The 24,106-nt window shown below is 62.5% G+C and carries 11 protein-coding genes and 2 tRNA genes; 8 read left to right on the plus strand and 5 right to left on the minus strand.

The genetic code is table 11. The features are described from left to right. The first annotated feature begins 4 nt into the window (after window positions 1-4). Together AUC43_RS07220 and AUC43_RS07225 are read left to right on the plus strand one after the other, a co-directional pair. On the plus strand, window positions 5-1,267 hold the full coding sequence (locus AUC43_RS07220) for an ABC transporter permease (RefSeq protein WP_068191453.1): 1,263 nt from the start codon (window positions 5-7) through the stop codon (window positions 1,265-1,267). A gap of 99 nt (window positions 1,268-1,366) precedes the next feature. Continuing rightward, entirely contained in the window at window positions 1,367-2,485 is a 1,119-nt protein-coding gene (locus AUC43_RS07225; protein ID WP_068191455.1) for a mechanosensitive ion channel family protein, read from the plus strand. A gap of 90 nt (window positions 2,486-2,575) precedes the next feature. On the opposite strand, the gene AUC43_RS21770 is transcribed toward AUC43_RS07225, so the two are convergent. Continuing rightward, window positions 2,576-3,472 carry a TerB family tellurite resistance protein gene (locus AUC43_RS21770; protein WP_068191456.1) on the minus strand — a complete coding sequence of 299 codons (897 nt, stop codon included), beginning with the start codon at window positions 3,470-3,472 and terminating at the stop codon, window positions 2,576-2,578. A gap of 249 nt (window positions 3,473-3,721) precedes the next feature. Between AUC43_RS21770 and AUC43_RS07235 the strand changes: the two genes are divergently transcribed. Then, a tRNA-Val gene (locus AUC43_RS07235) sits at window positions 3,722-3,799 on the plus strand. A 99-nt stretch (window positions 3,800-3,898) separates the two neighbouring features. After that, window positions 3,899-3,973: transfer RNA gene (locus AUC43_RS07240), tRNA-Val, on the plus strand. A gap of 868 nt (window positions 3,974-4,841) precedes the next feature. Here AUC43_RS07240 and AUC43_RS07245 read toward each other — a convergent pair. Continuing rightward, window positions 4,842-6,848 (minus strand): tetratricopeptide repeat-containing sensor histidine kinase, encoded by a 2,007-nt coding sequence (locus tag AUC43_RS07245; protein WP_068191458.1) that lies wholly within the window; start codon window positions 6,846-6,848, stop codon window positions 4,842-4,844. A gap of 634 nt (window positions 6,849-7,482) precedes the next feature. Here AUC43_RS07245 and AUC43_RS07250 point away from each other — a divergent pair. Continuing rightward, window positions 7,483-8,661, plus strand: a complete 1,179-nt coding sequence (locus tag AUC43_RS07250) for a hypothetical protein (protein ID WP_068191460.1) — start codon at window positions 7,483-7,485, stop codon at window positions 8,659-8,661. A 228-nt stretch (window positions 8,662-8,889) separates the two neighbouring features. On the opposite strand, the gene tamL is transcribed toward AUC43_RS07250, so the two are convergent. Continuing rightward, window positions 8,890-11,328 (minus strand): translocation and assembly module lipoprotein TamL, encoded by a 2,439-nt coding sequence (gene tamL / locus AUC43_RS07255; RefSeq protein ID WP_068191462.1) that lies wholly within the window; start codon window positions 11,326-11,328, stop codon window positions 8,890-8,892. Between the two features lie 18 nt (window positions 11,329-11,346). Beyond that, window positions 11,347-16,599 carry a translocation/assembly module TamB domain-containing protein gene (locus AUC43_RS07260; RefSeq protein WP_068191464.1) on the minus strand — a complete coding sequence of 1,751 codons (5,253 nt, stop codon included), beginning with the start codon at window positions 16,597-16,599 and terminating at the stop codon, window positions 11,347-11,349. A gap of 160 nt (window positions 16,600-16,759) precedes the next feature. Between AUC43_RS07260 and AUC43_RS07265 the strand changes: the two genes are divergently transcribed. The 3 genes from AUC43_RS07265 (at window position 16,760) to AUC43_RS07275 (ending at window position 21,714) form a co-directional block, all read left to right on the plus strand. Further along, window positions 16,760-19,561: a 4-alpha-glucanotransferase gene (locus AUC43_RS07265; RefSeq protein WP_068191466.1), complete on the plus strand. Its 2,802-nt coding sequence runs from the start codon at window positions 16,760-16,762 to the stop codon at window positions 19,559-19,561. A 491-nt stretch (window positions 19,562-20,052) separates the two neighbouring features. Further along, a complete protein-coding gene (locus AUC43_RS20865) occupies window positions 20,053-20,646 on the plus strand; it encodes a T9SS type A sorting domain-containing protein (protein ID WP_157780974.1) in 594 nt (197 codons plus the stop codon). Window positions 20,647-20,787: 141 nt separating this feature from the next. Further along, the gene (locus AUC43_RS07275; RefSeq protein WP_068191470.1) at window positions 20,788-21,714 is read left to right on the plus strand and encodes an NAD(P)/FAD-dependent oxidoreductase; all 927 of its coding nucleotides are present in this window, start codon (window positions 20,788-20,790) and stop codon (window positions 21,712-21,714) included. Between the two features lie 30 nt (window positions 21,715-21,744). On the opposite strand, the gene AUC43_RS07280 is transcribed toward AUC43_RS07275, so the two are convergent. Beyond that, complete coding sequence (locus tag AUC43_RS07280) at window positions 21,745-24,057, minus strand: patatin-like phospholipase family protein (protein ID WP_068191472.1); 2,313 nt, start codon at window positions 24,055-24,057, stop codon at window positions 21,745-21,747. Between the last annotated feature and the right edge of the window lie 49 nt (window positions 24,058-24,106).

Raw genomic sequence — 24,106 nt, forward strand, 5'->3', positions numbered from 1 at the left:
GTTTATGCTCACGCTTCGCCTCACCCTGGAGAGTTTTCGCTTTGCCCTGGATGCCCTCAAGTCCAACTTGCTGCGGACCATCTTGTCGCTGCTGGGCGTCACGGTGGGCATATTTGCCATCATCGCGGTGTTCACCATCGTCGATTCGCTGGAGGCCAACATCCGCAGCAGCCTGGATTTTGCCGGCGACAAGGTCATTTACGTCAGCAAATGGCCTTTTGCCTTCGATTCGGGGTTTCCGTGGTGGAAGTATTTCAAACGGCCCGTGCCAACGCCGCGCGAGTACCAACAGCTGCGCAAGCAGCTGGGGCCCAACAATAAGGGTATTGCGATTTTCGCTGCCAACAGCGGCAACACCCTCAAAGCCGGCTCCAACTCCGTGTCGGACTGCGTGCTGCAGGGCGCGAGCTACGACTACCGTGCCGTGAGCAACATGCCCGTGAAGGAGGGCCGCTACTTCACCAGCCAGGAAATAGAAGCGGCCCGGCCGGTGGCCATCATCGGGGCCACCATTGCCGAAAACCTATTCCCGAACGGCAACGCATTAGGCAAGCAGTTTAAGGCGCGGGGCCAAACCCTGACAGTAATCGGGGTGATGGAAAAAGAAGGAAAGAAGCTCATCACCATTTCCAGCAACGACGCCAACTGCATTATCCCGTTTGGCATGTTTACCAAGATGTTTACCCTGAGCACCACCGGCTTTGGGGGCGGCCCCAGCGCCACCATCGCTGTGAAGGGCCGCGACGAAGACCCTGGCCTGATGGATTTGGAATACGAAATGCGCGGCACCATGCGCAACATCCGCGGCCTGAAGCCTCGCGATGAGGACAATTTTGCTCTAAACCGGCCCGAGATGGTAGCCGCTGCCATCGGCAAGCTGTTTGGCGTCATTGGCATCGTGGGTGGCGTTATCGGGTCGTTTGCCATTCTGGTGGGTGGCTTTGGCATTGCCAACATCATGTTTGTGTCGGTGCGCGAGCGGACGAACATCATCGGTATCGAAAAGTCGCTCGGCGCCAAGAACTTCTTTATTCTGTTTCAGTTCCTGTTCGAAGCCATCTGCCTGTGCCTCATTGGGGGCGTGGCGGGCATTCTGCTCGTGTGGCTCGTGACGCTGGTGCCCCAGGATGCGCTGCCGCTGAACATGTCGGCGGCGCGCGTCATCCTGGGCTTGCTGATTTCCGTGGGCATTGGCGTGATTGCCGGCATCGTGCCGGCCGCCCTGGCCGCCAACCTGGACCCGGTTATCGCCATTCGGGCCAAGTAGCGGGCCGCCACGCCCGGAGCTGCGGCTCGTGTGCGTGCTCTGCTTTATTTCAAAATCCCGCTAACCAGGCTGCAGCCTGGGGGTACTTTATTAGTTAGAATGACGCTGCCACCCTTTTTGCACTACGAAATTCTGGGCAATGCCCTGAGCCAATACTTACTTGCGGGGCTGATTTTACTCGTGGGCGCCACGTTGCGGCGCTTGCTGTCGCGGCTGTTGAGCAAGGTGCTGTTTCGCTTCACGAAGCGATACACGGCCGGCGTGACCGAGGAAGAGATGCGCGAGCTGCTCATCCAGCCCCTGTCCGTTCTGTTTTTGCTGCTCACGGTGTATGCCGCGTTCAGCGTGCTGCGCTACCCGCTGCCGCCCAATGCCGTGGTGGGCCAGGAGCCCTGGCCCAAGGTGGCGCTGCTGCGCCTGTTCCTGTTGGGCTTTATTGCCACCGTTACCTGGGTGGTGCTTCGGCTGGTCGATTTTGCGCTGCTGGTGGTGCAGCGCCGCAATGAGCTGCGTGCCACGCCGAGCATTCAGCGGCTCGACAACCAGTTTCTTCCCTTTGCCAAAGACCTGCTCAAGGTCCTGATTCTCATCATCGGCCTTTTGGTGGTGCTGGGGGAAGTGTTTGGCGTGAACGTAACGGCCCTGATTGGGGGCCTGGGCATTGGTGGGCTGGCCGTGGCCTTCGCCGCCAAAGAGAGCCTCGAAAACCTCATTGCCTCCTTCACCATCTTCCTCGACCAGCCCTTCGGCGTGGGCGACCTGGTGAAGGCCGGCGAGGTGAATGGCACGGTGGAAAAAATTGGCTTCCGCAGCACCCGCCTGCGCACCGCCGAGAAAAGCTACCTCACCGTGCCCAACAAAAGCATGATTGACAAGCCCCTCGATAACCTCTCGCTGCGCACGTCGCGCCGGGTGGGCTTCACGCTCATCTTCGACCAGAAAACCACCAGTGCCCAGCTCCATGCCATCATCACCGGGGCGTTGGAAGCCATGCAGGCCCACCCGCTGGTGACCCAGGAAGTGCAGATGAAATTCAACGCGCTGACCACCGTGGGCAAGGAAGTGACCGTGCAGTACTTCGTGGACACCACCAGCTACGACGAATACCTCGACGTGAAAGAAGACATCAACTACCGCCTGGTGGAAATGGTGGAGCAGCACGGCGGCGCCTTCGCCACCGCTCCGGACGCCGCGGCGGCTGTAGCCGCCAGGCCCTGATAGCTCGATTGCCAACGCCGCGTTCACAAAAAAAAGACCCTTCCGCTACGGAAGGGTCTTTTGCTTAAATCTGATAAGTGCCAGGCTGGCCTAACGGCCGCCGAGCAGCCCGCCGAGTAAAGAGCCCATGCCCCCGCCGCCCCCAAGGAGGCTGCCCAGCCCACCGCCGCCGGCGCTGGCCGGCTGGGTATTGGGCCGGCCGCCTAGGCCGCCCAGGATGGACATCATGGAGCCCAGGCCGCCGCTGCCGATGGCCGAGCCCTGCTGCGGGATGTTGGCAGCGGTATTGCCGCCGCCAAGGATGCCGCTGAGCATGCCGCCGCCCAGCAGCCCACCCAGCATGCCGCCCAGGCCGCTGTGGGCCGCACCGCCCAGCAGGCCGCCCATGCTGCCGCCCAGCAAGCCACCGCCTGGGTTGCCGTAGCCCTGGTTCTGGCTGCCGCCGCTCATCACGCGCGAAATGACCATGGGGGCCACCACGCCGAGCAGGCCGGTCATAAGTGCCGCTTTGGGAATGCCGACGCTGGACAGCTTATCGCCGATGCGGCTGAAAAAGCCTTCCTTGGACGGGTCCTGCGGGTCGTGGGCCACGGTAGCGGCTTGGTCTACCACCGTTTCGAGGGTTTGCTTCTGCTGTTGGTTGATGCCGAGGTACTCCGACATCTTGCTAATCATAGCTTCTTCGTCGTTGGCGTACGCGCCATCGGCCCGGGCGAAGCTGATGAGGTCGGTTACCAGCGAGAAGCGCAGGTCGCTGTTCTTCAGAACGTCGAGGTTCTGCTGAATGGTCTGGTTGGACGAGTCCTGGGCGGCGGCCAGTACTTGCTGGGTGGCGCCGCCCGACAGGCCCGCCTGCTGCGCCAGGGCCTGGAGAAACTGGGTTTCGGCGCCCGAAGCCTGGCGGTCGGCCGTGGCCAGACTGGCAATGGCGCTCAGATAAGCGGTTTTTTCTGCTTCGGAGTAATTCTGCAGGAGTTGGGTATCCATGGGAAAGAAAGGTTGGTTGGAACGAACTGTGGGAAGCTTAACGGTGCCGGCGCGAATACGTTGCTTGGGGAGCGGCGAGTCTAAAAACCGTTTTTTCAATTCGCTCATTAAATTTTCTTTGCCTGAAAATGAAATTGTTGCTGCCTGAAAAGCCCTCAAGGCAGAAGATTCTGGCAGATTATTTCAGAAAATTGTTTGGCACTTAAAAAAACACCCCCCATCTTTGCAATCCCAAACGGAAACACCCACGGGGGATTAGCTCAGCTGGTTCAGAGCATCTGCCTTACAAGCAGAGGGTCGTAGGTTCGAACCCTACATCCCCCACCATTGAGAAACAGCCACTTAGACATAACGCTAGGTGGCTGTTTTGTTTTCGGTTTACCCGATAGTTTATACAGGTATAGTCGATGCCTGTATCCGTTGCTTGGGAGGTTAGCTCAGTTGGTTTAGAGCGCTTGCTTCACACGCAAGAGGTCGAAGGTTCGAATCCTTTACTTCCCACATTCATCATCAGCCACTCAAACGCAAGTTGAGTGGCTGTTTTGTTTTATGCCGCAATCATATGCTCAACTTATGGCTAGCTACTGCCATGAGGCATATGCACGGCTTTCGAGGCTTGGTTTCCGCCATTGGCTTTCGGGCATGGGCTACGGGCCGTTTCAGTACCACGTGGGCAAGCAACGACTAGGCAAATAAGGGCTCCGAGGAACTGATCAGACCAGCCGGTTGGCCGGGGCGGGACCACCGGGCGCCTGGTTCGGGAGTTTCACTTATTGGCGACCCTCTTCTTGACCTGCTGGCGATTTGGGTAATGCGTTGGGAAGACCCACAGCCGGCCAGATAAGCCGCGCTACGGTGAACCCTGGCGAGTAGGCGGTGAAAAAAATAGTAAAGCGCGTCCTCTGGCTACGGTACTGGCTGATAATATAGAATAGACCTATTAATCAAGGTGCTGGAATGATTCGATGTTAGGAATCCGAGGGCAAGGGGAGTAGCGCTGGTTTGAAAAAAATCGGAGAGGCATGTTTATTTTTCAAAAAAATGTTACTATGTTTATAATAACAACGACTATGCCATGAACTACTCCTTTCCTTTTTATTCAAGCATGCCGGATAAGGACGGGCGGCGCCTATACCATACGCACCCCCGCTGCCGGATTGCGCAGCGTATTTCGATGGCTTGTCGCGTAGCCGGGACTGGCGATGAGCGGCAGCAATGCCCCTTCTGCTACCTGTTTGGGCAGTTTGAAATGAATAAGGACCTACGCGGGCCGCTGCCGTCGGGCTCTGCGCGGGGGGCAGCATGGGGCCAGGAAACAGGCGCGCCTTCCTCCCCGCAATAAGCCCCACCTGCTGCACTTGCGGGGCGGCTAGCCGGGCAGGCAGATGATGAACTCGGTGAATTCGCCTTCCTGCGACTCCACGGTGAGGGTGCCCCCGTGGCTTTGCGTAACAATGCCGTGCGAGAGGGAAAGGCCCAGGCCCGTGCCCTCGTGGGTGGGCTTGGTGGTGAAAAATGGCTGAAACACTTTCTCCTTCACGGCCTCCGGGATACCGGTCCCATTGTCGCGCACCCGGATTTCGACGTGGCCCGTGGGAAGCGGCCGGGTGCTGACGCTGACTTCGGGCACGTAGCCGGCTTCGCCCAGCTTCTGGCGTTGCTGCACGGCATAAAACGCATTGGTAAATAAATTGAGCAGCACCCGGCCCAAATCGGAAGCTACGGCGGGTACCGGGCGCAGGTCGGGGGCCAGGTGCTTGGTGCGGGCCGCGTGGAAGGACGGGTCCTTGGCGCGCAGGCCCTGGTAGGCCAGGCGCAGGTATTCCTCGGTGAGCTGGTTGAGGTCGGTGGGGGCGAGGGGGGCGCTGCCGTGGCGCGAGCGGGCCAGCATGTCGGAAATGATGGACGTGGCGCGCTGGCCGTGCTCGCTGATTTCGCGCAGGTTCTGCTTGAGGCCCGCCAGCAGAATACCCTGGCTGTTGTCGGAGGCAGGGCGGTGGGGGCTGCCGTCGGCCATGTCATCCACGAGCAGGGCACTCACGTCGGCAAAGTTTTTTACGAAGGCCAACGGGTTTTGCAGTTCGTGGGCGATGCCGGCCGTGAGCTCGCCCAGAAAGGCCATCTTCTCGCGCTGCACCAGCTGGGCCTGGGTGGCCTGCAGCTGCTCCAGGGTGCTGCTCAGCTCGTCGCGCTGGCTGGCAATCTGGGCGTTTCGGGCGTTGAGCTGCTGGTTGGCGCGCTGCTTGTGCCGGTTGTTGAGCCAGAGCAGCAGCAGGGCCGGCAGGGTGCTGGCCAACGCGGCCAGCAGCCAGTGGTAGCGGCGCTCGGCGGCAGCTTCAGCCGCCTGGTCGGCGAGCTCCTGCTGGCGCAGCCGCTCGCTCACGTCCAGCGCCTGCACCTGGGCCATCTTGGTGCGGCTGAACAGGCTGTCGCGCGTGGCGCTGGCCAGCGTGAGGTAGCGAAATGCGGCGGCGCTGTCGCTCCGGGCGGCATATGCCGCGGCCAGAAACTGGCTGGCTTCCAGAATGCCCTTGGGGTATTGGCCCAGCTGCCCCGCAGCCAGCGCCTGCCGTCCGGAATACAGCGCCGAGTCGGACGCGGGCCCGTGCTGTTGCTGGTAGAGCCGGGCCTGGCCCAGGTAGGCCCGGCAGAGCGCAAACGTGATGTGCTGGCCGGTGGCCCGCGCGATGCTGCTGCGGTAGTAGCGCTGGGCCAACTGGGGCTGGCCCAGGCCGGTGTAGATGTTGCCGAGCATGGCCGCATCGCCTACTTCGCTGGTCAGGTCGTGCTGCTTGAGGTCCAACGCGTAGCCCTTTTGGGAGTAGAGCAGGGCCGAATCGAGGCGGTTGAGCTGCACGTACACGTTGCCGATGTTGCCCATCACGCGGGTGAGCAGCTTTACGTTGTGGCTTTCTTCGGCCACCGTTTTGGCCCGAAACAGGTAGGCCAGGGCGGTGCGGCTGTTGCCCTGCTCCCAGTTCAGGTAGCCCAGGGCGTTGGTGGCGCGCCCGATTAGCTCCGGGTCGTGCAGCGCCTCGGCCATGCGCAGGCCCTGCAGCCCTACTTGCAGCGCGGCGGGGTAGTTGCCGGCTTCCCGAAAGCCGGAGCCCAGCCGCACCAGTGCCCAGGCCTCGCCCCGCGGAAACCGCAGTTTCTGGGCGAGCTGCAGCGCCTGCTGGCCGTAGTAAATGGTGGCCAGCGGCGCCGTTTGGGTGTGCTCGTAGGCCAGTTGGGCCAGTAGCAGCACCCGGGCCGTATCGGGCGGTGCCGTGGCCAGCAGCCGTTGCAAGCTGTCTATCCGGGCATCGTGCTGGGGCGCCGGAAAGGAGGTTTCCGGGCCAGCCCACCACAGCACCAGCAGCCAAATGATGTGCATAACAGGAAAAGCAGTTCTATCTGACTGAAAAACAGAAGCTCTATCCGGGTGAAGAAGAACGAAACACGGGCGGGCAGCCCGGACCACTTTCCATCGCGCCGGGCCGGGGTGGCAGTAGCCCAACAGTGCTGTTTCCTGTAAGGAAGCTCTGCTTTTAGCTCGAAAACTTGCAGCAAAGCGGTGCGCGGAAATCTGCTACTGTTCAGGTTATTGCCATGGATAAGGAAATGGGATTGTCTAATATAGCGAGCAAAGCTCCTTGGTAGTGCGCTGGCCCAGGATTCTTTGCCCGGCAGATTAACGGCCTGCGTCAGGTGTCCTAAGCCCAGCCGCAACTGCAGATGTAGGAGGGGCTTTATCTCACTTACTCGTGGCACATCGAAAGCACAGTCGCCTTCCCGCTGCTGGCTGTAGTTGAGCTGAATTCAGCTCAATAATTGTCGGTTGTCTTTGACAGTAAGGATGTTGTAGATGGTTCGGCGCCGTTGATACGGTACTGCTTGCGTGCCACGGCAGTGCCTTGCGGAGTGGGAGCTGCCTGAAGCGGTCTGGCAGGTGTTTCTTTGCGGCCTTTCCGGGCTGTTCCCGCCGTTCTGTTGTTGGGAAGCTTTGCTCATTTGTTCGCGCCCTTCCCATGCCGCTAGTCAAAGTTGTTGATGCCCGCCAAGCGCGGCTATTTCATGACCTGCCCGCCCGCCTGCACCGCGGGCAGCCGGTCTACATCGGTCCGCTGACCGCCGAGGTCGAAGCCGTGTTTGACCCAATCAAGAACCTGAATTTTGCACACGGCGAGGCCATTCGATGGGTGCTGACGGACGACGCGGGCCAGGTAATTGGCCGGCTGGCGGCGTTTCTGAACCGCGACATGCCCGCCGTGGCCGATGCCGACCTGCCCACGGGCGGCCTGGGCTTCTTTGAGTGCATCAACGACCAGGCGGCGGCCAATACGCTGTTTGACGCCGGCCGGGAGTGGCTGGCGGCGCGCGGCATGCAGGCCATGGACGGCCCCATCAACTTTGGCGAGCGGGACCGGTTTTGGGGCCTGCTCGTGGATGGCTTCGAGCTGGAGCCCAACTACGGCATGTTTTGGCACCCGCCGTATTACCAGCAGCTGTTCGAAGGCTACGGCTTTCAACTCTATTTCAAGCAGTACACCTGCTGGCGCGACGTCGATATGCCCCTGCACCCCAGCTTTGGGAAGCGGGCCGAGGCCTTTGCGGCCGAGCAGCCGGCTTACCAGTTTCGCCACGCCCTGAAGCGCGACCCCGAGCGCATGGCCCGCGACTTCCACCACGTATACAACCTGGCCTGGGCCAACCACTCCGGCGTGCCGGAAATGAGCCTGGACAAGGCCCGCCAGCTGGTGCAGCAAATGCGGCCCGTGCTCGACGAGCGCCTGCTCTGGTTTGCTTACCACCACGACGAGCCGGTGGCCTTCTTCCTGAGTTTGCCCGAGCTTAACCAGATTCTAAAGCACGTGGGGCCGCGCCTCGACCTCGTGGGCAAGCTGCGCTTTCTGTGGGAGCGGTGGCGCTACCAGCGCCGCCGGCCGAAGAAGATGTTTGGGGTGATTTATGGCGTGGTGCCCGCCCACCAAGGCAAAAACGTGGACGCCGTGATGCTGGTGCACGCCCAAAAAGCCTTCCAGGTGGCCGGCTACACCGACATCGAAATGAACTGGATTGGCGACTTCAACCCCCGCATGCTGGCCACCACGCGCTCCATTGGCGCCAAAATCTGCAAAACGCACATCACCTACCGCAAGCTGTTCGATGAAAGCCGGCCATTTGAGCGCTGCCCGATAATTCGGTGATGAAAATTGGGCTGAGATAGCAGAACAGCAAGCTCCCCTCCTTAGCAAGGAGGGGATGTTTTCGCGCAGCGAAAACGGGGGTGGTTGAGTCGTTGAACGATTCCAGGCCGAGTCGTTCTTGCATCGTTCAACGGCTCAACCACCCCCGTCCGAGCCGTTGGCTCGAACATCCCCTCCTTGGTAAGGAGGGGAGTTGGTTGTTATGCTAATCTACTTTCTAACTTCTCTCTAGAATGGGTACCCGATGGCCAGGTTGAGCCGGCCGGCGGTGCTGGTGGGCGTGCCGTAGGGCGCTACCAGCGGAACGGCGTAGTCGAAGCGGATGACGAAATACTGCACGTCGACGCGCAGGCCTACGCCGGCGCCCACGGCCATCTGGCTGAGGAAGGAGCTGGCCTTGAATTCCCCGCCGGGGCGGTCGGGGTCGGCGTTCATCAGCCAGATGTTGCCGGCGTCGACGAAAACGGCGCCTTTGAGGTAGGGCACCAGGTCCTGGCGGTACTCGAGGTTGCCTTCGAGGCGCAGGTCGCCTACCTGGTCGTAGTAGCTGATGGCGTTATCCGTGGTCTGGGTCGGCTTGTAAGTGCCCGGCCCCAGCTCCCGGGGCGCGAAGGCCCGGATGGAGTTGGGCCCGCCAATGCCGTACTGGCGCAGGTAGGGCAGGGAGCGGGAGTTGCCGTAAGGCAGTCCGATGCCGGCTTGCAGGCGGGCCACGATGCGGTTGCCGGAGGTGGGATTGGCCGAGATGCGGTAGTACTCGCGCAGTTCCAAATCGAACTTGGTGTACTGCGAAAAGGGCTGGCTGAACAGCGTGTAGCGGCCTTTGTCGTCTTTACTGGAGCCGAAAGCTCCACTCAGGGCACCGGCCACGTTGCCGCTCACCTCGGCCATGCCCTGGAAGAAGATTTGCTGGCGGCGCTGCTCCAGCACCTGCTGGTTGTAGGTGTAGCGATAGCTGCTGCCCAGGATAAACTGCTGCTCGAAGGAGTTGCGCAGAAACGGGCGTTTGGTCAGAATGGTGTCGAACACGGGCGTGGTCGACACCAGGCTGTACTCAATGTCAATCGGGCGCAGCTCCTGCTCGTTGGTAATCTTCGTTTTCCAGCTGTAGCCGTAGTTTAAATTGAAGTTGGAGGTGCTGAAAAAGCCCGTGCGGGTGATGTAGCGCACGCCGGCTCCAAACGTGGTGTGCGGCTGGAAGTCGGAGTTGGTGAGGGTAATGTCGAGCAGCGGCAGGTCGGGGGAAAGGATGCGCGGCACCACCAGCTGGGCATTGACGCCGAACTCCGTTGAAGTCAGCCCGGAATTGTTGCGCGATTCGGCACCGGTCGGGGCACGGGTCTGGGTTTCGGCAATGGCCGTGGCGTTGATGAGCAATTGCTCGCCGCCGCGCAGGGCCGAGCGGTTGCGGTACGACAGCGTAAGGCCCGGCCCCGTGAAGCCCGTGTTTTTGGTCACCATCTGCAGGTCGGCGCGCAGGCTTTGCTTCTTGAGCTGGCTCATCAGCACGTCGGCGTCGAGGCGGGCGCGGCCGGCTGAGTCGCCCGCGGCGGCCGGCTTCAGGCGGATTTCCACGAACTTGAACACGTTCAGGCTCATCAGTCGGCTGATGGTCTGGTCGCGGCGCTTGCGGCGGTACAGGCTGTCCGGGTACAGAAAGGCGGCGTTGGTAATGGCCTTGGCCTTAAACACCTTCTCATCGGGGTAATACTCGTAGCCGCGGTACCGCACCGGCTCGCGCCGGGTGGTGTCGGTGAGCACGTAGTTGGTGTTCAGCTTTACCACATCCAGCCAGTAGGGGCGGGTGGCCCGCGTGGGGGCCGTGCTTTTCACGCGCAGGTACACGTTCACCTTGTTGTTGAGCGTGCTGTCGACCTGGAATAGCAGGAAATCGGGCGTGAAGTAGAAGTAGCCCTGGTTTTTTAGCGCATTGTCGATGCGCACCCGCTCGGCGGTGAAGGTGTTCAGGTTGTAGGCATCGCCGGTTTTGAGCAGCGTGCCGGGCTGCGTGGCCCGAATGGCGGCGTCGACCAGCGTGTCGCGCTCCGGAAAGTGAATTTCCTGGATGGTGTACACCTTGCCCACCGTGGCGGTGTAATCAACCTGGGCTGTTTTTTCCTGGGCTTTCACCTCGTGGCTCACGCCCGCCTTGAAGAAGCCGTTGTTGTACAGCCGGTTGGTCATCAGGCCCTCGGTGGCGCTGATTTTCACGTCCTTCAGCAGCACCGGTGGCTCGCCGAACTTGTCGGCCAGGAAGTGGCCCAACCCCTTGGTCTTGCCCTGGCCCAGGCCCCAGAAGTACAGTTTGGGCCGCAGCCCCAGAATGGAGCCGTTGGGCTTGGGCCGAACCACGGACTCCAGCTCGGTTTGCAGCGCCGATTGGTTGGCGATTTTCTCCGGTGTCTTGATGGTGACTTTGCTGCCGGTGTACAGTTTCTGGCCTTCGGGAATGAAGCGCAGCCCCGAGCAGCCCGATAGAATGAGGAGTGAAAGGGAGATGATTGAGGTAACGGCACTGGAACGACTGGCGGGAACCTCACCCCCAGCCTCTCTCCAAAAGAGAGGGGTGCCTGTTCCGCGCAGGCTTGCATCGTCTGACACCCCTCTCTTTTGGAGAGAGGCCGTGCCCGGCAGGGGTGAGGTTTTGGTGCGGTACCAATCGAGCATATTACTATCCATCAATAATTAACGGTTCTTGGCGGTCGGCTTCACCCGCGAAGTGTCGACCCGGGCCGTGGGCTGGCTCTGGACGGAATCCTGCTCGGCCTTCTTCTCCACTTTTTCCTGCTTGCGGTTCTCTTTTCGCTCTTCCTTGATGCTTTTTGGCACTTTCGAGAACAGGTCGGCCAGGTCGCGGTACTCGCGCTGGAACACCAGGCCGGCGCCCGTGCGCACGATTTGGCCATCAATATCCTCGTAAGCATTCTGGCGGAACACGCGCACCCGCAGGCGGCCATCGGCCAGCAGCGAGTATTCCAGGCTCACGTCGCCGGCCAGGTTGCTGGGGGGCGTCTGGCCGGTGGTGGTTTGGGTGCCGGTGTTGCCGCTCAGGGCAATGTCGGTGCCCACGCGCACGGTGAGGCGGTTGTTGAGCAGCTGGCGGCGCACGGCCACGTTCAGATCGGTGCGGCTGCGGGCCTCGCCTGAGCTGTAGTCGGCCTGGTTGGTGAGGCCCAGGTCCAGGCCCAGGCCCGAGAGGTACTTGTCGGTGATGTTGTTGAGCTGGTCGGTGAGCACGGCGCTGGCGCTGCCGCGCAGCTGGCTGGCCACCACGCCCTCGCCGCTGCTGGTCTGGAAGGGGTTCTGAGCCACGAAACGGCCCAGCACCAGCAGCGAAAACACCTGCTTGCTCATTTCTGAGTTCTGGGTGGGCTGGCGCAGCTGGGCCAGCTTGGCTTCTACCTGCCCGCTCAGGGCGCCGCGCTGGTTTTCGGGCAGCGTGATGTCGAAGCCAATGGTGGGCTTGCTGATTTGGTCAGTCACGTTCAGCAGCACGTTGAAGGGGAGGCGGTTGCGCGCGAGGGTGTTGCTGGTGGGGTCGTCGGTGCCCTGGCCGGCCAGCAGCTCGGCGGGCGCGGCCCGCACCTTGTACAGGGCCGTCACGTTGAGGTCGGCGTTGTAGGGGTCGCCGTCCCAGGTGATGGACGAGCCCCGGCGGATGATGAAATCGCGCGAGGCCAGGTCGTAGAGCGACATGTGGTACTGGCCGCGCGCCACGTCGAGCCGCCCGCTCAGGGTGATGGTGCCGTCCGGCGCAATGTTGGTGTTGAGGGTGCCGGCGGCCCGCACGCGCAGGTTATCGCCGCTCACCGGGTCGATGACGATGGTAAACGGCGTGCGGTCGTTGATGGTAACCACCGCCGTCAGGTCGTAGCCGGTGGCGTCTACCTTGGTGGTGTCCAGCGCCACTTTGCGGGCCAGCATGGTATCGAGCGGGGCGCTTTTGTCGATGAACTCCACTACGCCTGCCCGCTCCACTGCCGTGGGCGTGGCATTCGGCGATTCCACGGTCAGGTTTGAGCCCTCCACCACCGTCACCCGGGTGTCGACTTTGATGAGCGAAACCGGCCCGGTCAGGCGCGTGTCCGAATCGAGCACCAAACGGCCGTAGAACAGCTCGTTGTTGGCGCGGGTGCTGCGCACGGCCATGAAGTTGTTGGTCGTGGCCCGCATGTCGAAGGAGTAGTTGATGAAGTCCTTGGTTAGCAGGTAGCCGTTGGCCACGGCTTTGTTAGAGGCCGAATCCAGCACGGTGAAGTTGTGGAAGGCAATGCCCCGGTTGTCAAACGTGAGGTCTTGGTTGGGCAGGCGGAAGGGCGAGCCCAGCTGCGGCACGGTAAAGCCGGCGTCGTCGGAAGTGGTGAGCGTGCCGCGAATCTGGGGCGTGGCGGGCGCGCCGGTCACGCTCAGCTGCCCGTGCACGAAGCCGGTGGCGCTGCGCACCTGGCCCACCGAGAACGGCTCCACTAGTTTCAGGTTGAGCCGGTTGGCATCCACGGTGAAGTTGAGCGGGGTGGCGCTGCTGGCCAGGTAGGTGCCCGTGAGGTGTACGTCGTTGCCGCTGCCGCCCACGCTGCCGGCTGCGCCGCCGGTGAGGCGGGCGTCCACGTCGTAGCGGCTGGGGGCGGGGTTGGTGGCCCGCAGGGCAATGTCGCCGATGGCGGCTTTCTGAAACACCAGGTTATTCACCGTGGCATCGGCCGTGAAGGCCTGGCGCTTAGTACCCAGGTTGTCGATGCGGGCCGTGCCGTTGAGCGTGCCGGCCACCAAGGAGTCCTGCTGCTGCACGATGCGGGCGAGCTCGGCTAGCTCAAAATTGGTAAACGTGACGCCCAGCGGCGAAGTGGGCACGGCCGGGTTCTGGCTTTGCAACGCCAGGCTGCTGCGGCCGTTGGTGAGGCGCAGGCCATCGGCCACCACGGCGCCGGTGGGGTAGTAGCGCACGTAGTTGTTGGGGCCAGCCGTCCAGTTCTGGTAGTTGAGCACCTGCTCGGGGGCGGCCGAAAACTGGTAAATAACCTGGTCGCGGCGGCCGGGCACGGGCAAGGACTGCAGTGTGCCGGCCAGCGCCAGCCGCTCGTGGGTAGAAGAATCGCCGAGGATGGCCGCGCGGGTGAATACCTTATTGTTGGCCACGTTGCCGATGATGCTGGGGCGGCGCAGCTTTAGGGTGGTGTCCTGCGCGGCCTGGGCCATGCGCAAGCCATAATCGAGCTTGCTGGCGTCGGAGCCCACGTTCAGGCGCAGCGAATCGATGCGGTAGTTGTTGTACCGGATGATGGGAATGCTGGTGTTGGCCGTGAGGCGGGCGGCCTGGCGGCTGTAGTCGCCGGCCAGCGTAAAGGGCGAAATCTGCTTGAGGCCGGGCACCAGCTTGGTGGCCAGCTTGCCGTCTTTCAGCTGCACGGCGTAGGTGAAGTGGCGGTCGGCGGCGCTGGGCACGTAGCGCACACCGGGCAGGTCGAAGTAGCGGTCGAGGTGCTGCTCCAGCTCCGGGGCCAGGTCGCCGAGGTGCACGTTGCCATCGAGCTTCGCGGCCACGATGTTGGAGGTGAAATCCAGCGCGGCCCGCGTGGCCGTCTGCGTGATTTTGGCACTCAGCGTATCGAAGGCAAAGGGCTGGTTGTCGCGCACCAGCACCACGTTGGTTCCCCGGAAGGTACCGTTGAGGGTGTTGAGGCTGGAGCCGGTAAGGTTGGCGTTGAGGTTGCCCTGCACGCGCAGGTCGCCGCCGGTGTAGAAGCCCAGGGCCGTGAGGTTGGCGCCGCGCAGGTTCAACGAGGTCACTTCGTAGGTGGGGTTGCGCGGGTCGCGCAGGTTCACTACGGCCTGCAGGTCCAAGTTCAGGTTGGGGTCGTTCTTGCTGTTGGCGCTGATGACGTAGCGGTTGCGGTCGAGGTCCACCTTGGCCACCACGCCGTGGTAGTTGTAGCCGTTGTAGCGGGCGCTTTGCACGTTGGCATTCACCTGGCCCACCAGCGTGCCGGGGTCTTTCAGGTTGCCCGTGGCATTGATGCGCCCGGTGGCCGTGACGCGGCCCAGCTGCGGGTTTTTCAGCAGCCGGCCAAAGTCAAACCCCTTGGTGGCAAACGTGCCCACCACCGGCTGGCGGCCGTTGGCCTGCGCCGCCCCCAGGTTGCCGCTAAACGCCATGTCGCCGTAGGTGCTGCGCAGCTGTAGGTTGGTGTTGAACTGCAGCGTAGTAGGTCGCCCCCGGAACGTGCCGCTAACGGCCAGCGACTGCGGAATGCTGATGTTGGTTGGAATACTACCCTTTGGGACCAAGCTGCGGATATCGGCCTCGGTGGTGCTGAACTGCTGAATATCGAGGTCGGCGTACAGCCGCGAGTCCACGTTGGGCAGGCCCTGGATGCGGCCGCGCCGGGCGCGCAGCACCGTGTTGCGCAGCCCCACAAACTCCAGGTTGCGCACCGTGAAGTTGCCCACGCGCCCGGCAATCTGCCCGTTCAGCAGCACCGACTGATTGGGGCCGGTATTGAACGGGGAGGTGCTGGCCAGGTCCGGGGCCAGGTACAGAATGTCGCGGAAGCCGAGGCGCACGTTGCGCAAATCGCCTTCAATCTTCAGGTTGGGCAGGTTCTTGGAGTTGCCCAGGGCCGCCAGGCTTTCGTAGCCAATGGCCAGCGTACGCCGGATGCGGGTGTGCGGCGTAATCAAATCGAGGCTGTCGAGGCGGATTTGCACCGAGTCGTACACCACATCGGCGCGCCACTTATTCACCAGAAATCCGCTTTGCTCGCGGCCGGCCAGGTTGTCTACCTTGGCCGTGGTGCGGTTTTCGGAAAAGGAAAAGTCCCGCGTGTTCAGCACCAAATCCGAGAAGTGGAGGTGGTTGTAGTCCATGGCCGGCAGGCGGGTGCGCTGCTTAGGCTGGTTGAAGTTGTCGAAGGCCACGTCCAGGCCGCTGATGTCGGATTGGGCCAGGGTCACGCGCCACTTCAGGGGTTGGCCGGTGGCGGCCTTGGTCTTGTCGGCGGCTTCGTCGAGCTTGCGCACGGCCTCGGCAGGGTTCACCACCCGTTCTTCCACGGGCACGTTTTCGTTTTGGGCGTAGGCGAAGCGCGTGTTTTTGAGGGTAAGCTTGGTGAGGTCAATCCGCTCGTTGCGCAGGTCAATGTTGCGGGCCGTGATGTCGGCCAGCCCAATGTTGGTGCTGATAAATTGAGCTGCGGGGTTGTTCTTATAAGTAAAGGCCACGCTGTCGAGGGTCGCCTTATTTAGGCCAAACTGGAGCGTGAGCGGCTCGGTAGGGCCGGGGTTATCCACTTCCGGGGCCGTTTTGGTTTGCACAATGGCAATGTAAGCTCGACGGAGGGCCGCGTTATCCACTTTGTAGATAGACTTATCCACATCTACCTCGTCCATATTCACCGTGAGCTCGCCGAGGCGGGCGCGCACGTCGGAGCCGGTTATCTGGTCGTTTTGGGTGAAGTAGATGTTGGTGAGCCGCAGCTTGCCGATGTCGTACTTGAGCTTGGAGGCCGTGGTGTCGGTGGGCGCGTTGGGGTCCACGAAGGCATCGATGATGAAGTCGTAGTTGTTTGCCGAGTCGGGCTCGGTGCGGGTCAGGCGCACGCGGCCGTCGTTCAGCTCCACGTTCGACACGTTGATTTGGCTGTGCAGCAGCGCCAGGATGTCGAGGTCGACGCCGAGGTGGCCCACCGACAGCAGGGTGTCGCGCTGCTGGTCGGCCAGGTACACGCCGTCGAGGTTGATGGCGTGGCGGAAATCGGTGCGAAATTTCCCGATGCGTACCTCCGTCTTGAGCTTGCCGCGCAGGTAGCTTTCGGCCCGGTGGGCCACAAAATCCTGCCCCGCGGGAAATTGCAACACCACCACTACAGCTACTACGAGGACCAGAACCAGGGCCAGGAGCCCTAGCAGTCCGTAAAGGGCACGGCGAAAAAAAGTGGACAAAGCAGAAGGTGAGTAAGCGGCGAACAGAACGGGACGAGGTTCCAAACGCAAAACGTACGGCCCGGGTTGGCAACTATTTGCCGCCGAATGCATATAGTTGAGCTTGATGCGGGCTGCCACATGCCCGCCTTATCTTGCGCCCCCCCAACTCACCGATTGCATGACGATACGCTTTTCCCTTCCCTACCGCACCGTGTTTGGCCAGCGCCTGGCCGTGTGCGGCTCCCACCCCGATTTGGGCAATTGGCAGCTGGCCAGTGCGGCCATCATGCTCTACGACGAAGCCACGGGCTGCTGGAGCTATGAGCTGACCGTGGGCGATGCGGCCGCCGTACAAGGCCTTACCTATAAGTATGCCTTGCTCGACGCCAACACCGGCAGCCAGACTTGGGAATTCGGGCCCAACCGCAGCATCGCCTACGATGCTTCCCGCGCGCCGCGCCTGCAGCTGGCCGATTACTGGCGCTCGCCGGCCCAACCCGAAAACGAGCTGCTGACGGCTGCCTTCACCAAGGCCCTGTTTCGGCGGCCCGCCACAAACGGCCCCGCTGCCCCAGCCAGCAAAGGGAAAAAAGCCAAATCCGGCAAAGCCGTGACCGTAGCCCCGGTAGCAACCCCAACGGCTACTCCCATGGCTGCCCCCGGCGCCGGCCAAACCCTGTTTCGCCTGATGGCGCCGCGTGTGCCGCCGCAGTACGGCCTGTGCGTTCTCGGCTCCGACCCGGCCCTGGGCGCCTGGGACAACACCAAAGGCCTGGTGCTGTCGGATAAGGACTTCCCGACCTGGGCCGGCACCGTCACGCTGCAAAACCCTACCGAGGACTGCCAGTACAAATACGCCATCTGGGATGCGCAGGCCGGCCACGCCCTGGACATGGAGGGCGGCGAAAACCGCGTGATTCCCGCCACCACCAACCGCACCGCGGCCCGGGTGTTCAATGACGAAGCCTACCGCTACCCGGATGCGTGGCGCGGCGCCGGCGTGGCCCTGCCCGTATTTGCCATGCGCAGCGAAAACGGCTTCGGCGTGGGCGAGTTTGCCGACCTGAAGCTGCTCACCGATTGGGCCGTGCAAACCGGCCTGAAGCTGGTGCAGATTCTGCCCATCAACGACACCACGGCCACCCACACCTGGGTCGATTCCTACCCGTACGCCGCCATTTCGGTGTTTGCCCTGCATCCGCAGTTCATCCATCTCGAAGGCATCGCCACCCTCAAAGACAAGCAAGCTGCCAGCGAAATGGCCCAGCTCAAGCAGGAGCTGAACGCCAAAGACTTTGTGGACTACGAGCCGGTGATGAACGCCAAGTGGAAGTTTCTCAAGCTGCTCTACCAGCAGGAGAAAAAGGCTTTCCTGGCCAACCCCGACTACCGCGAATTCCTAAGCAGCCAGGCCGATTGGCTGGTGCCCTACGCTGCCTTCTCGGCCCTGCGCGACCGGTTCGGTACCGCCGATTTTCAGCAGTGGCCCGCCGAGTTCCGCACCCCGCAGAACTTAGCTCAACTCACCGCCGAAACCGCTCCTGACTACGACGAGTACGGCCTGTTCTTCTTCACGCAGTTTCACCTCGACCAGCAGCTGCGCGCGGCCGTGGCCTACGCCCGCAGCCGCGGTGTGGTGCTGAAGGGCGACCTGCCCATCGGCATCTACCGCCACTCCGTGGACGCCTGGACCCAGCCCGAGCTCTACCACATGGACCGCCAGGCCGGCGCCCCGCCGGATGATTTCTCCACCACCGGCCAGAACTGGCGCTTCCCCACCTACAACTGGGAGCGCATGGCCCTGGACGGCTATAAGTGGTGGAAGCAGCGCATGGGCCACCTCGCCCGCTACTTCGATACCCTGCGCATCGACCACATCTTGGGCTTCTTCCGCATCTGGGAAATGCCCATTGAATCGGTGGAGGGCTTGTTGGGCCATTTCTCGCCGGCCTTGCCGCTGCACCGCCACGAGATTCAGCGCCGCCTGGGCTGGTTCGACTACAGCCGCCTGTGCGAGCCGTACATCCGCTGGCACATGCTGCAGGACATCTTCCAGGGCGAAGCCCAGGCCGTGTTCGACGAGTACATGTACGACGCCAGCTACGGCCGCATTCACCTGAAGAAGGCCGTGGATACCCAGCGCAAGATTGAGGCCTACATCGCCCAGAAGCTGGCCGCCGCGCCCGAGCACGCCGACTACTTTGCCTGGCTGCAGAAGGGCTTGTTCCAGCTGGTAAACGAGGTGCTGTTTGTGCCCGCCGGCGACGACTTCTACCACCCGCGCATCACCCTGAACAAGAGCTACTCGTTCCGCGAGCTCGACACCGACGAAGACCGCCGCCGCCTCTACGACGACATCTACGTGGACTTCTTCTTCCGCCGCCACGAGGAGTTCTGGCGCCAGCAGGGCCTCGTGAAGCTGCCGCCCGTGCGCTACGCCACCGACATGCTCATTTGCGGCGAAGACCTCGGCATGGTGCCGGCCTCCGTGCCCGGCGTGATGAAGGAACTCGGCATCCTGGGCCTGAACATCCAGCGCATGCCCTCCAACCCCGAAACCGAGTTCGGCCACCCCGACACCGCCCCTTACCTGAGCGTGGTCACGACTAGCAGCCACGACATGAGCACCGTTCGCGGCTGGTGGGAAGAAGACCGGGTGCGCACCCAGCGCTTCTTCGAAACCATCCTGGGCCACTGGCGCGAGGTAGCGCCGTTCTATTGCGAGCCCTGGGTAGCGCGCGAAATCGTGGTGCAGCACCTGCATTCGCCCGCCATGTGGGCCATCTTCCCGCTGCAGGACCTGCTGGCCATGGACCGCAATCTGCGCCGCGCCAACCCGCACGACGAGCAAATCAACGTGCCCAGCAACCCCACGCACTTCTGGAAGTACCGCCTACACCTGCCCCTGGAGGAACTGGTAGACGCCGTAGGCTTCAACGAGCCGCTGCAGGCGCTGGTCGCCGCCAGCGGCCGCAGCTGATTAGCTCCGTATTTCTTTAAGCTTACCTATATGAACGGCCCCGCATAAGCGGGGCCGTTTTTGTTTTAAGCCCTAAAGAATCAGGCGATTTGGCGGCGGAAAAGCAGGCGCGTCTAAAGTGGAAAATAAGCGTAAGCGACGCCACGGCTCTTGCCAACGGCCGGTATTCCTTCACCGTGAACACCGTGGACGTTACGGGCGGCCGAACCACTTCACTGGTAGGAGTCAACTTGTTCGAAACCGAGTCAATATATACTTCTGCCCCGTCCAAGACAGGGGCATATGCCAATGGGTATTCGCTGGCTACCGTGACTGATGCGGACGGGAGTATTACCAATGCCGTACTGAGTGGGTCGAGCCTTCCGGCCGGGGTTGGGCTGAATGCTAGCACAGACCAGTTCACCGTTACCGACCGTACGCTGTTGCGGTCCGGCACGTACACTGTACAAACCAGAACAACCGACGCTACCGGGGGCATAACCTTGCAAGGCGTGACAATCAATATTGGGGCGTATCCGCTCCCCGTTGAGCTGACCGCCTTCACGGCCGCGGTGAAAAACCAGGATGCCCAACTCGCCTGGCGCACCGCCTCCGAAAAGAACAACGACCACTTCGACGTGGAGCGCAGCTTCAACGGCACCGACTTCGCCAAGATTGGCCAGGTGAAGGGCCAGGGCACGAGCTCGGCGGCGACGGACTACACCCTGACGGATGCCGGCATCGGCGCCAAGGCTACGGGCGTGGTGTACTACCGCCTGCGGCAGGTCGATGCCGATGGCACGGAGAACTTCTCGCCCGTGCACAGCGTAACGTTCCCCAAGGTGCTGGCCCCGGTCATTAGCCTGTTTCCCAACCCGGCCACGGCCGCCGGCACCAAGCTCGACCTGACGGCCCTGCCGGCTGGCGTGTACCAAGTGAGCGTGCTCGACGCCGCCGGCCGCACCGTGCTGCGGGCGGCGCTGAACACGGGCCTGGCCCACGCCCTGGATTTGCGCACCGTAGCCAGCGGCAGCTACACGCTGCTGGTGCGCGGCCAAAACGGCGGCCAGGTGGTGAACCTGACCAAGCGCCTCATCAAAGAATAAGGCAACTGCCGCCACACCGGCAAATGAAAAAAGCCCCTCCCGTCTCGGGAGGGGCTTTTTTGTGGGTTAGTTGAGCTGTCTGACGCAACCTCCGGCCCGTGGCGGTGGTTTAGAACGGCTTGGGCTTCTTTTCTCTTTTCGATGCAATTTCAATACGACGTTCTGATTATTGGGGCGGGCAGCGCTGGCTTGTCGGCGGCCCTTACGCTGGGGCGTTGCCTGCGCCGGGTGCTGCTGGCCGACGGCGGCCCCCCGCGCAACGAGGCCTCGCCCGGTGTGCACGGCTTTCTCACGCGCGACGGCATTCCTCCCGCCGAGCTGCTGCGGCTTGGCCAGGAGCAGCTGCAGCAGTACACCACGGTGGAAATGCAGTGCTTGGAAATTAACGAGGTAATCCCGCTGGAAAAAGGCTTTCGGGCCTCCGGCTGTCTAACCACCGACGATACGCCCGTGAGCATCACGGCCCGGCGGGTGCTGCTGGCCACGGGTGTCTTGGACGTACTGCCGCCGTTGCCGGGGTTCCGGGAGCTGTGGGGGCGGGGGGTGCTGCACTGCCCGTACTGCCACGGGTGGGAGGTGCGCAACCAGCCCCTGGCCGTGTACGGGCAGGGCCGCATCGTAACGGGCCTGGCGCTGCTGGTGAGCCGCTGGAGCCACGACGTGGTGGTGGTGACCAACGGGCCGGGGCACCTGACGCAGAATGCCCGGCGCCGGCTGCGGCGGCAGCACATCAAAATCCGCGAAGAACACATCACGCGCCTCATCGGCTCGGCCACCGATGACCTGGAGTGCATCGAGTTTGCCGATGGCAGCCAGCTCGAGCGGAAGGCCCTGTTTCTGCACGCTTCCCAGTACCAGCGCAGCTCCCTGGCCGAAAAGCTTGGGGCGCGGCACACCAGCAAAGGCGCCGTGTGGGTCAATTCGGGCATGCAAACCTCGGTGCCGGGCCTGTACGCGGCCGGCGACACCACCCCCGGCGCCCAGCAGGCCCTGCTGGCCGCGGCGGCCGGCAGCCGGGCTGCCATCGTCATCAACGAAGCCCTTACCCGCGAGGAATGCCCGCGTTGAGCTGACGGCGGGCCGCCGAAGCACCCAGGCTTATTCCAGGGCGCGGCTGCGAAAGAGCAGGTAGCCCAGGTGCCCGTACACGCTGAAGCGGCGGGCGGGGTCGTCGTAAAACAGCGCGTGCAGGGCCAGCGGCCCCACCGGCGTTTGGAAGACGAGGCCCGTGCTGGCCGTGAGGCGGGGGCGCTCAAAGCTGTTGAGCCGCACGGCGCGCTGGTCATCGCCCTGCCGCAGCGGCTGGTAGTTTACGTGGGTAAACACTTCGTTGCGCCACTCGAGCTTGCCTAGGAAGGGCATGGTGTAGCGCAAGCCCACGGCCGCGTAGCGCGGTGAGCGGTAGTTGTCCATAAACGAGGTGCGCGAGTCGGGCAGGGGCGCAAATACCGGCGCCGTGGTGATGCTGGAGCGGTAATTGGCAAAGGTGCCCTGGCCGCTCACCACCACTTCGGCGTAGTAGCCCCAGGCGTGCTTGTCGCCCTTCAAAGGGAAGTATTTCTCGAGTGTACCGCGGAGTTGCACCCACTGGTGGTTTTGTGAGAAGCCGGGCAAGATGGAAGTGTCGCCCTGCTTGTAGTCCTCCGAGCCGCTCACACCACGCACCGTGAACACGGCGCGCTTGCCGCTGGTAGCGTATTGCTTGCGGTTGAGGGAGTTGCGGGCAAACTGTATGGCCACGGTACCGCCCCGAAAGTTGGTTTTGTCGAGCTTGGTCGTGCTGGATATCTCAGACACGTTGGCGTAGTCGTCGCTCAGGTAAAATGCGCCCACATCGAGCAAAACCCGGCTACGGTAGTTGGGGCTGATGCCTACTTGCGCGCCCACTTTGGTATCCTGCTGGCGCACCTGGGTGCTTAGCACGTCACGGCCCAGCAAGCCGCTGGTGTTCTGGTAATCCCAGCGGTTGTAGGTGGCGGTGGGCTCCACGTAGAACGGCAGCCGGCCGGGCACGTTGATGCGGAAGCTGCCCTGTGCGCCGTTGTAGAAGCGGCCCAGGCTCACGTTGGCCGTGGCCGAGTACAGCAGGCGGCGCAGGTAGCGGTACTCTACGCCCACGTACAGGTTGTCGAGGGGCCGGTTGCTCAGCACAAAGCCCGCTTCAGCGGTCACGTTGTTGTTTTGGCGGGCGTCCACGCTCATCACGTAGCCCTTCTGGGCGGGGTCGTACTTGATGCGCGGGTAGATGTTGCGGAAAAAGTCATCCGACGCCAGCCGGAAATAGCCTTCTTCCAGGTCGTCGATGGTATAGTTCCGGCCCGAGCGCCGGAAGAACTGCTGCGCGTAGGTGTTCTGGTCGGGCCTTAGCCCCTGCACCCGCACCTGCACAAAGTTGGGCTCGGGCGCGCCGGCCTGGAAGGCCTGCCGGCGCTTCTGGAGCTCCAGCGTGTCCACACGCCGCGTGATGCGCTTCTTGAGCTGCTCCAGCTGGCGCTGGGCGGACGTGTCGCCTTTGGCAATCAGGTCGTGCACCCGGTCAAAATCGGTGCCGCCGAACCCTTCCAGGTCGGGCTGGATGAATACGCCGTTTTTGCCCACGCTCAGGGTGTCGGCCACGTTGGCGCCCAGGAAAAGCAGCGTGCCGGTGAGCAGCGCGTCGTCGTTCTTGAAGGGGTACTTCTTGTACGCCACGTCGCCCACGTTCACGCCGATGATGACGTCCGGCGCGAATTCTTTGCGCATCACATCGGTGGGGAAGTTGTTGTAGATGCCGCCGTCGAAGAGGTAGCGCCCGTCGGGGTTGCGGATGGGGCGGAAGGCCAGCGGCACGGTCATGGAGTTGCGCACGGCATCGGCCAGCGAGCCACTTTTCTGGATGACCTGCTTGCGGGTGAACACCTCCGCCGCCAGGCAGCGGAAGGGCACAAACAACTTGTCGAAATCGTAGTTGGCCTGCGCGGCGGCCGGGGCCAGCGTGCGGGCCAGGGCAAAGTTGAGGTTGAGGTCGTTCACCAGGTTGGTGCTGATGCGGGCCTTGAACGTGGAGTCCAGCGCAACGCCCACCCGTAGGGCCGAGGGCGAAGGCTCAGCCGTGAGGTAGTTGAAGGTCTTGTCCTCGGTGGGCTTGCCGCTCACCCAGTTCTGAAATTCCGGCGTGAGCATTAGCTGCTCCATCTCGCGCGGGGAGTAGCCCGCCGCATATAGCGCCCCCACAATGGAGCCCATGCTGGTGCCAATGATGTAATCGATGGGGATTCCGTTCTCCTCCAATACTTTAAGCACGCCTACGTGGGCCAGTCCCTTAGCGCCGCCGCCGCTCAGCACCACGCCCACCCGCTGGGCCGAGGCCCCAAAAGGCAGCAAGCAGGCCAACCCCAAAAGCGCCACAATGCGCGGTATCATTTTTTGCATAAATCTAAGTTACTGTGCTTTTAAACAAAGCAGTCTCCTCTACGCTTCC

Origin of the sequence: Hymenobacter sedentarius, assembly GCF_001507645.1 — a bacterium.
Classification (GTDB): domain Bacteria; phylum Bacteroidota; class Bacteroidia; order Cytophagales; family Hymenobacteraceae; genus Hymenobacter; species Hymenobacter sedentarius.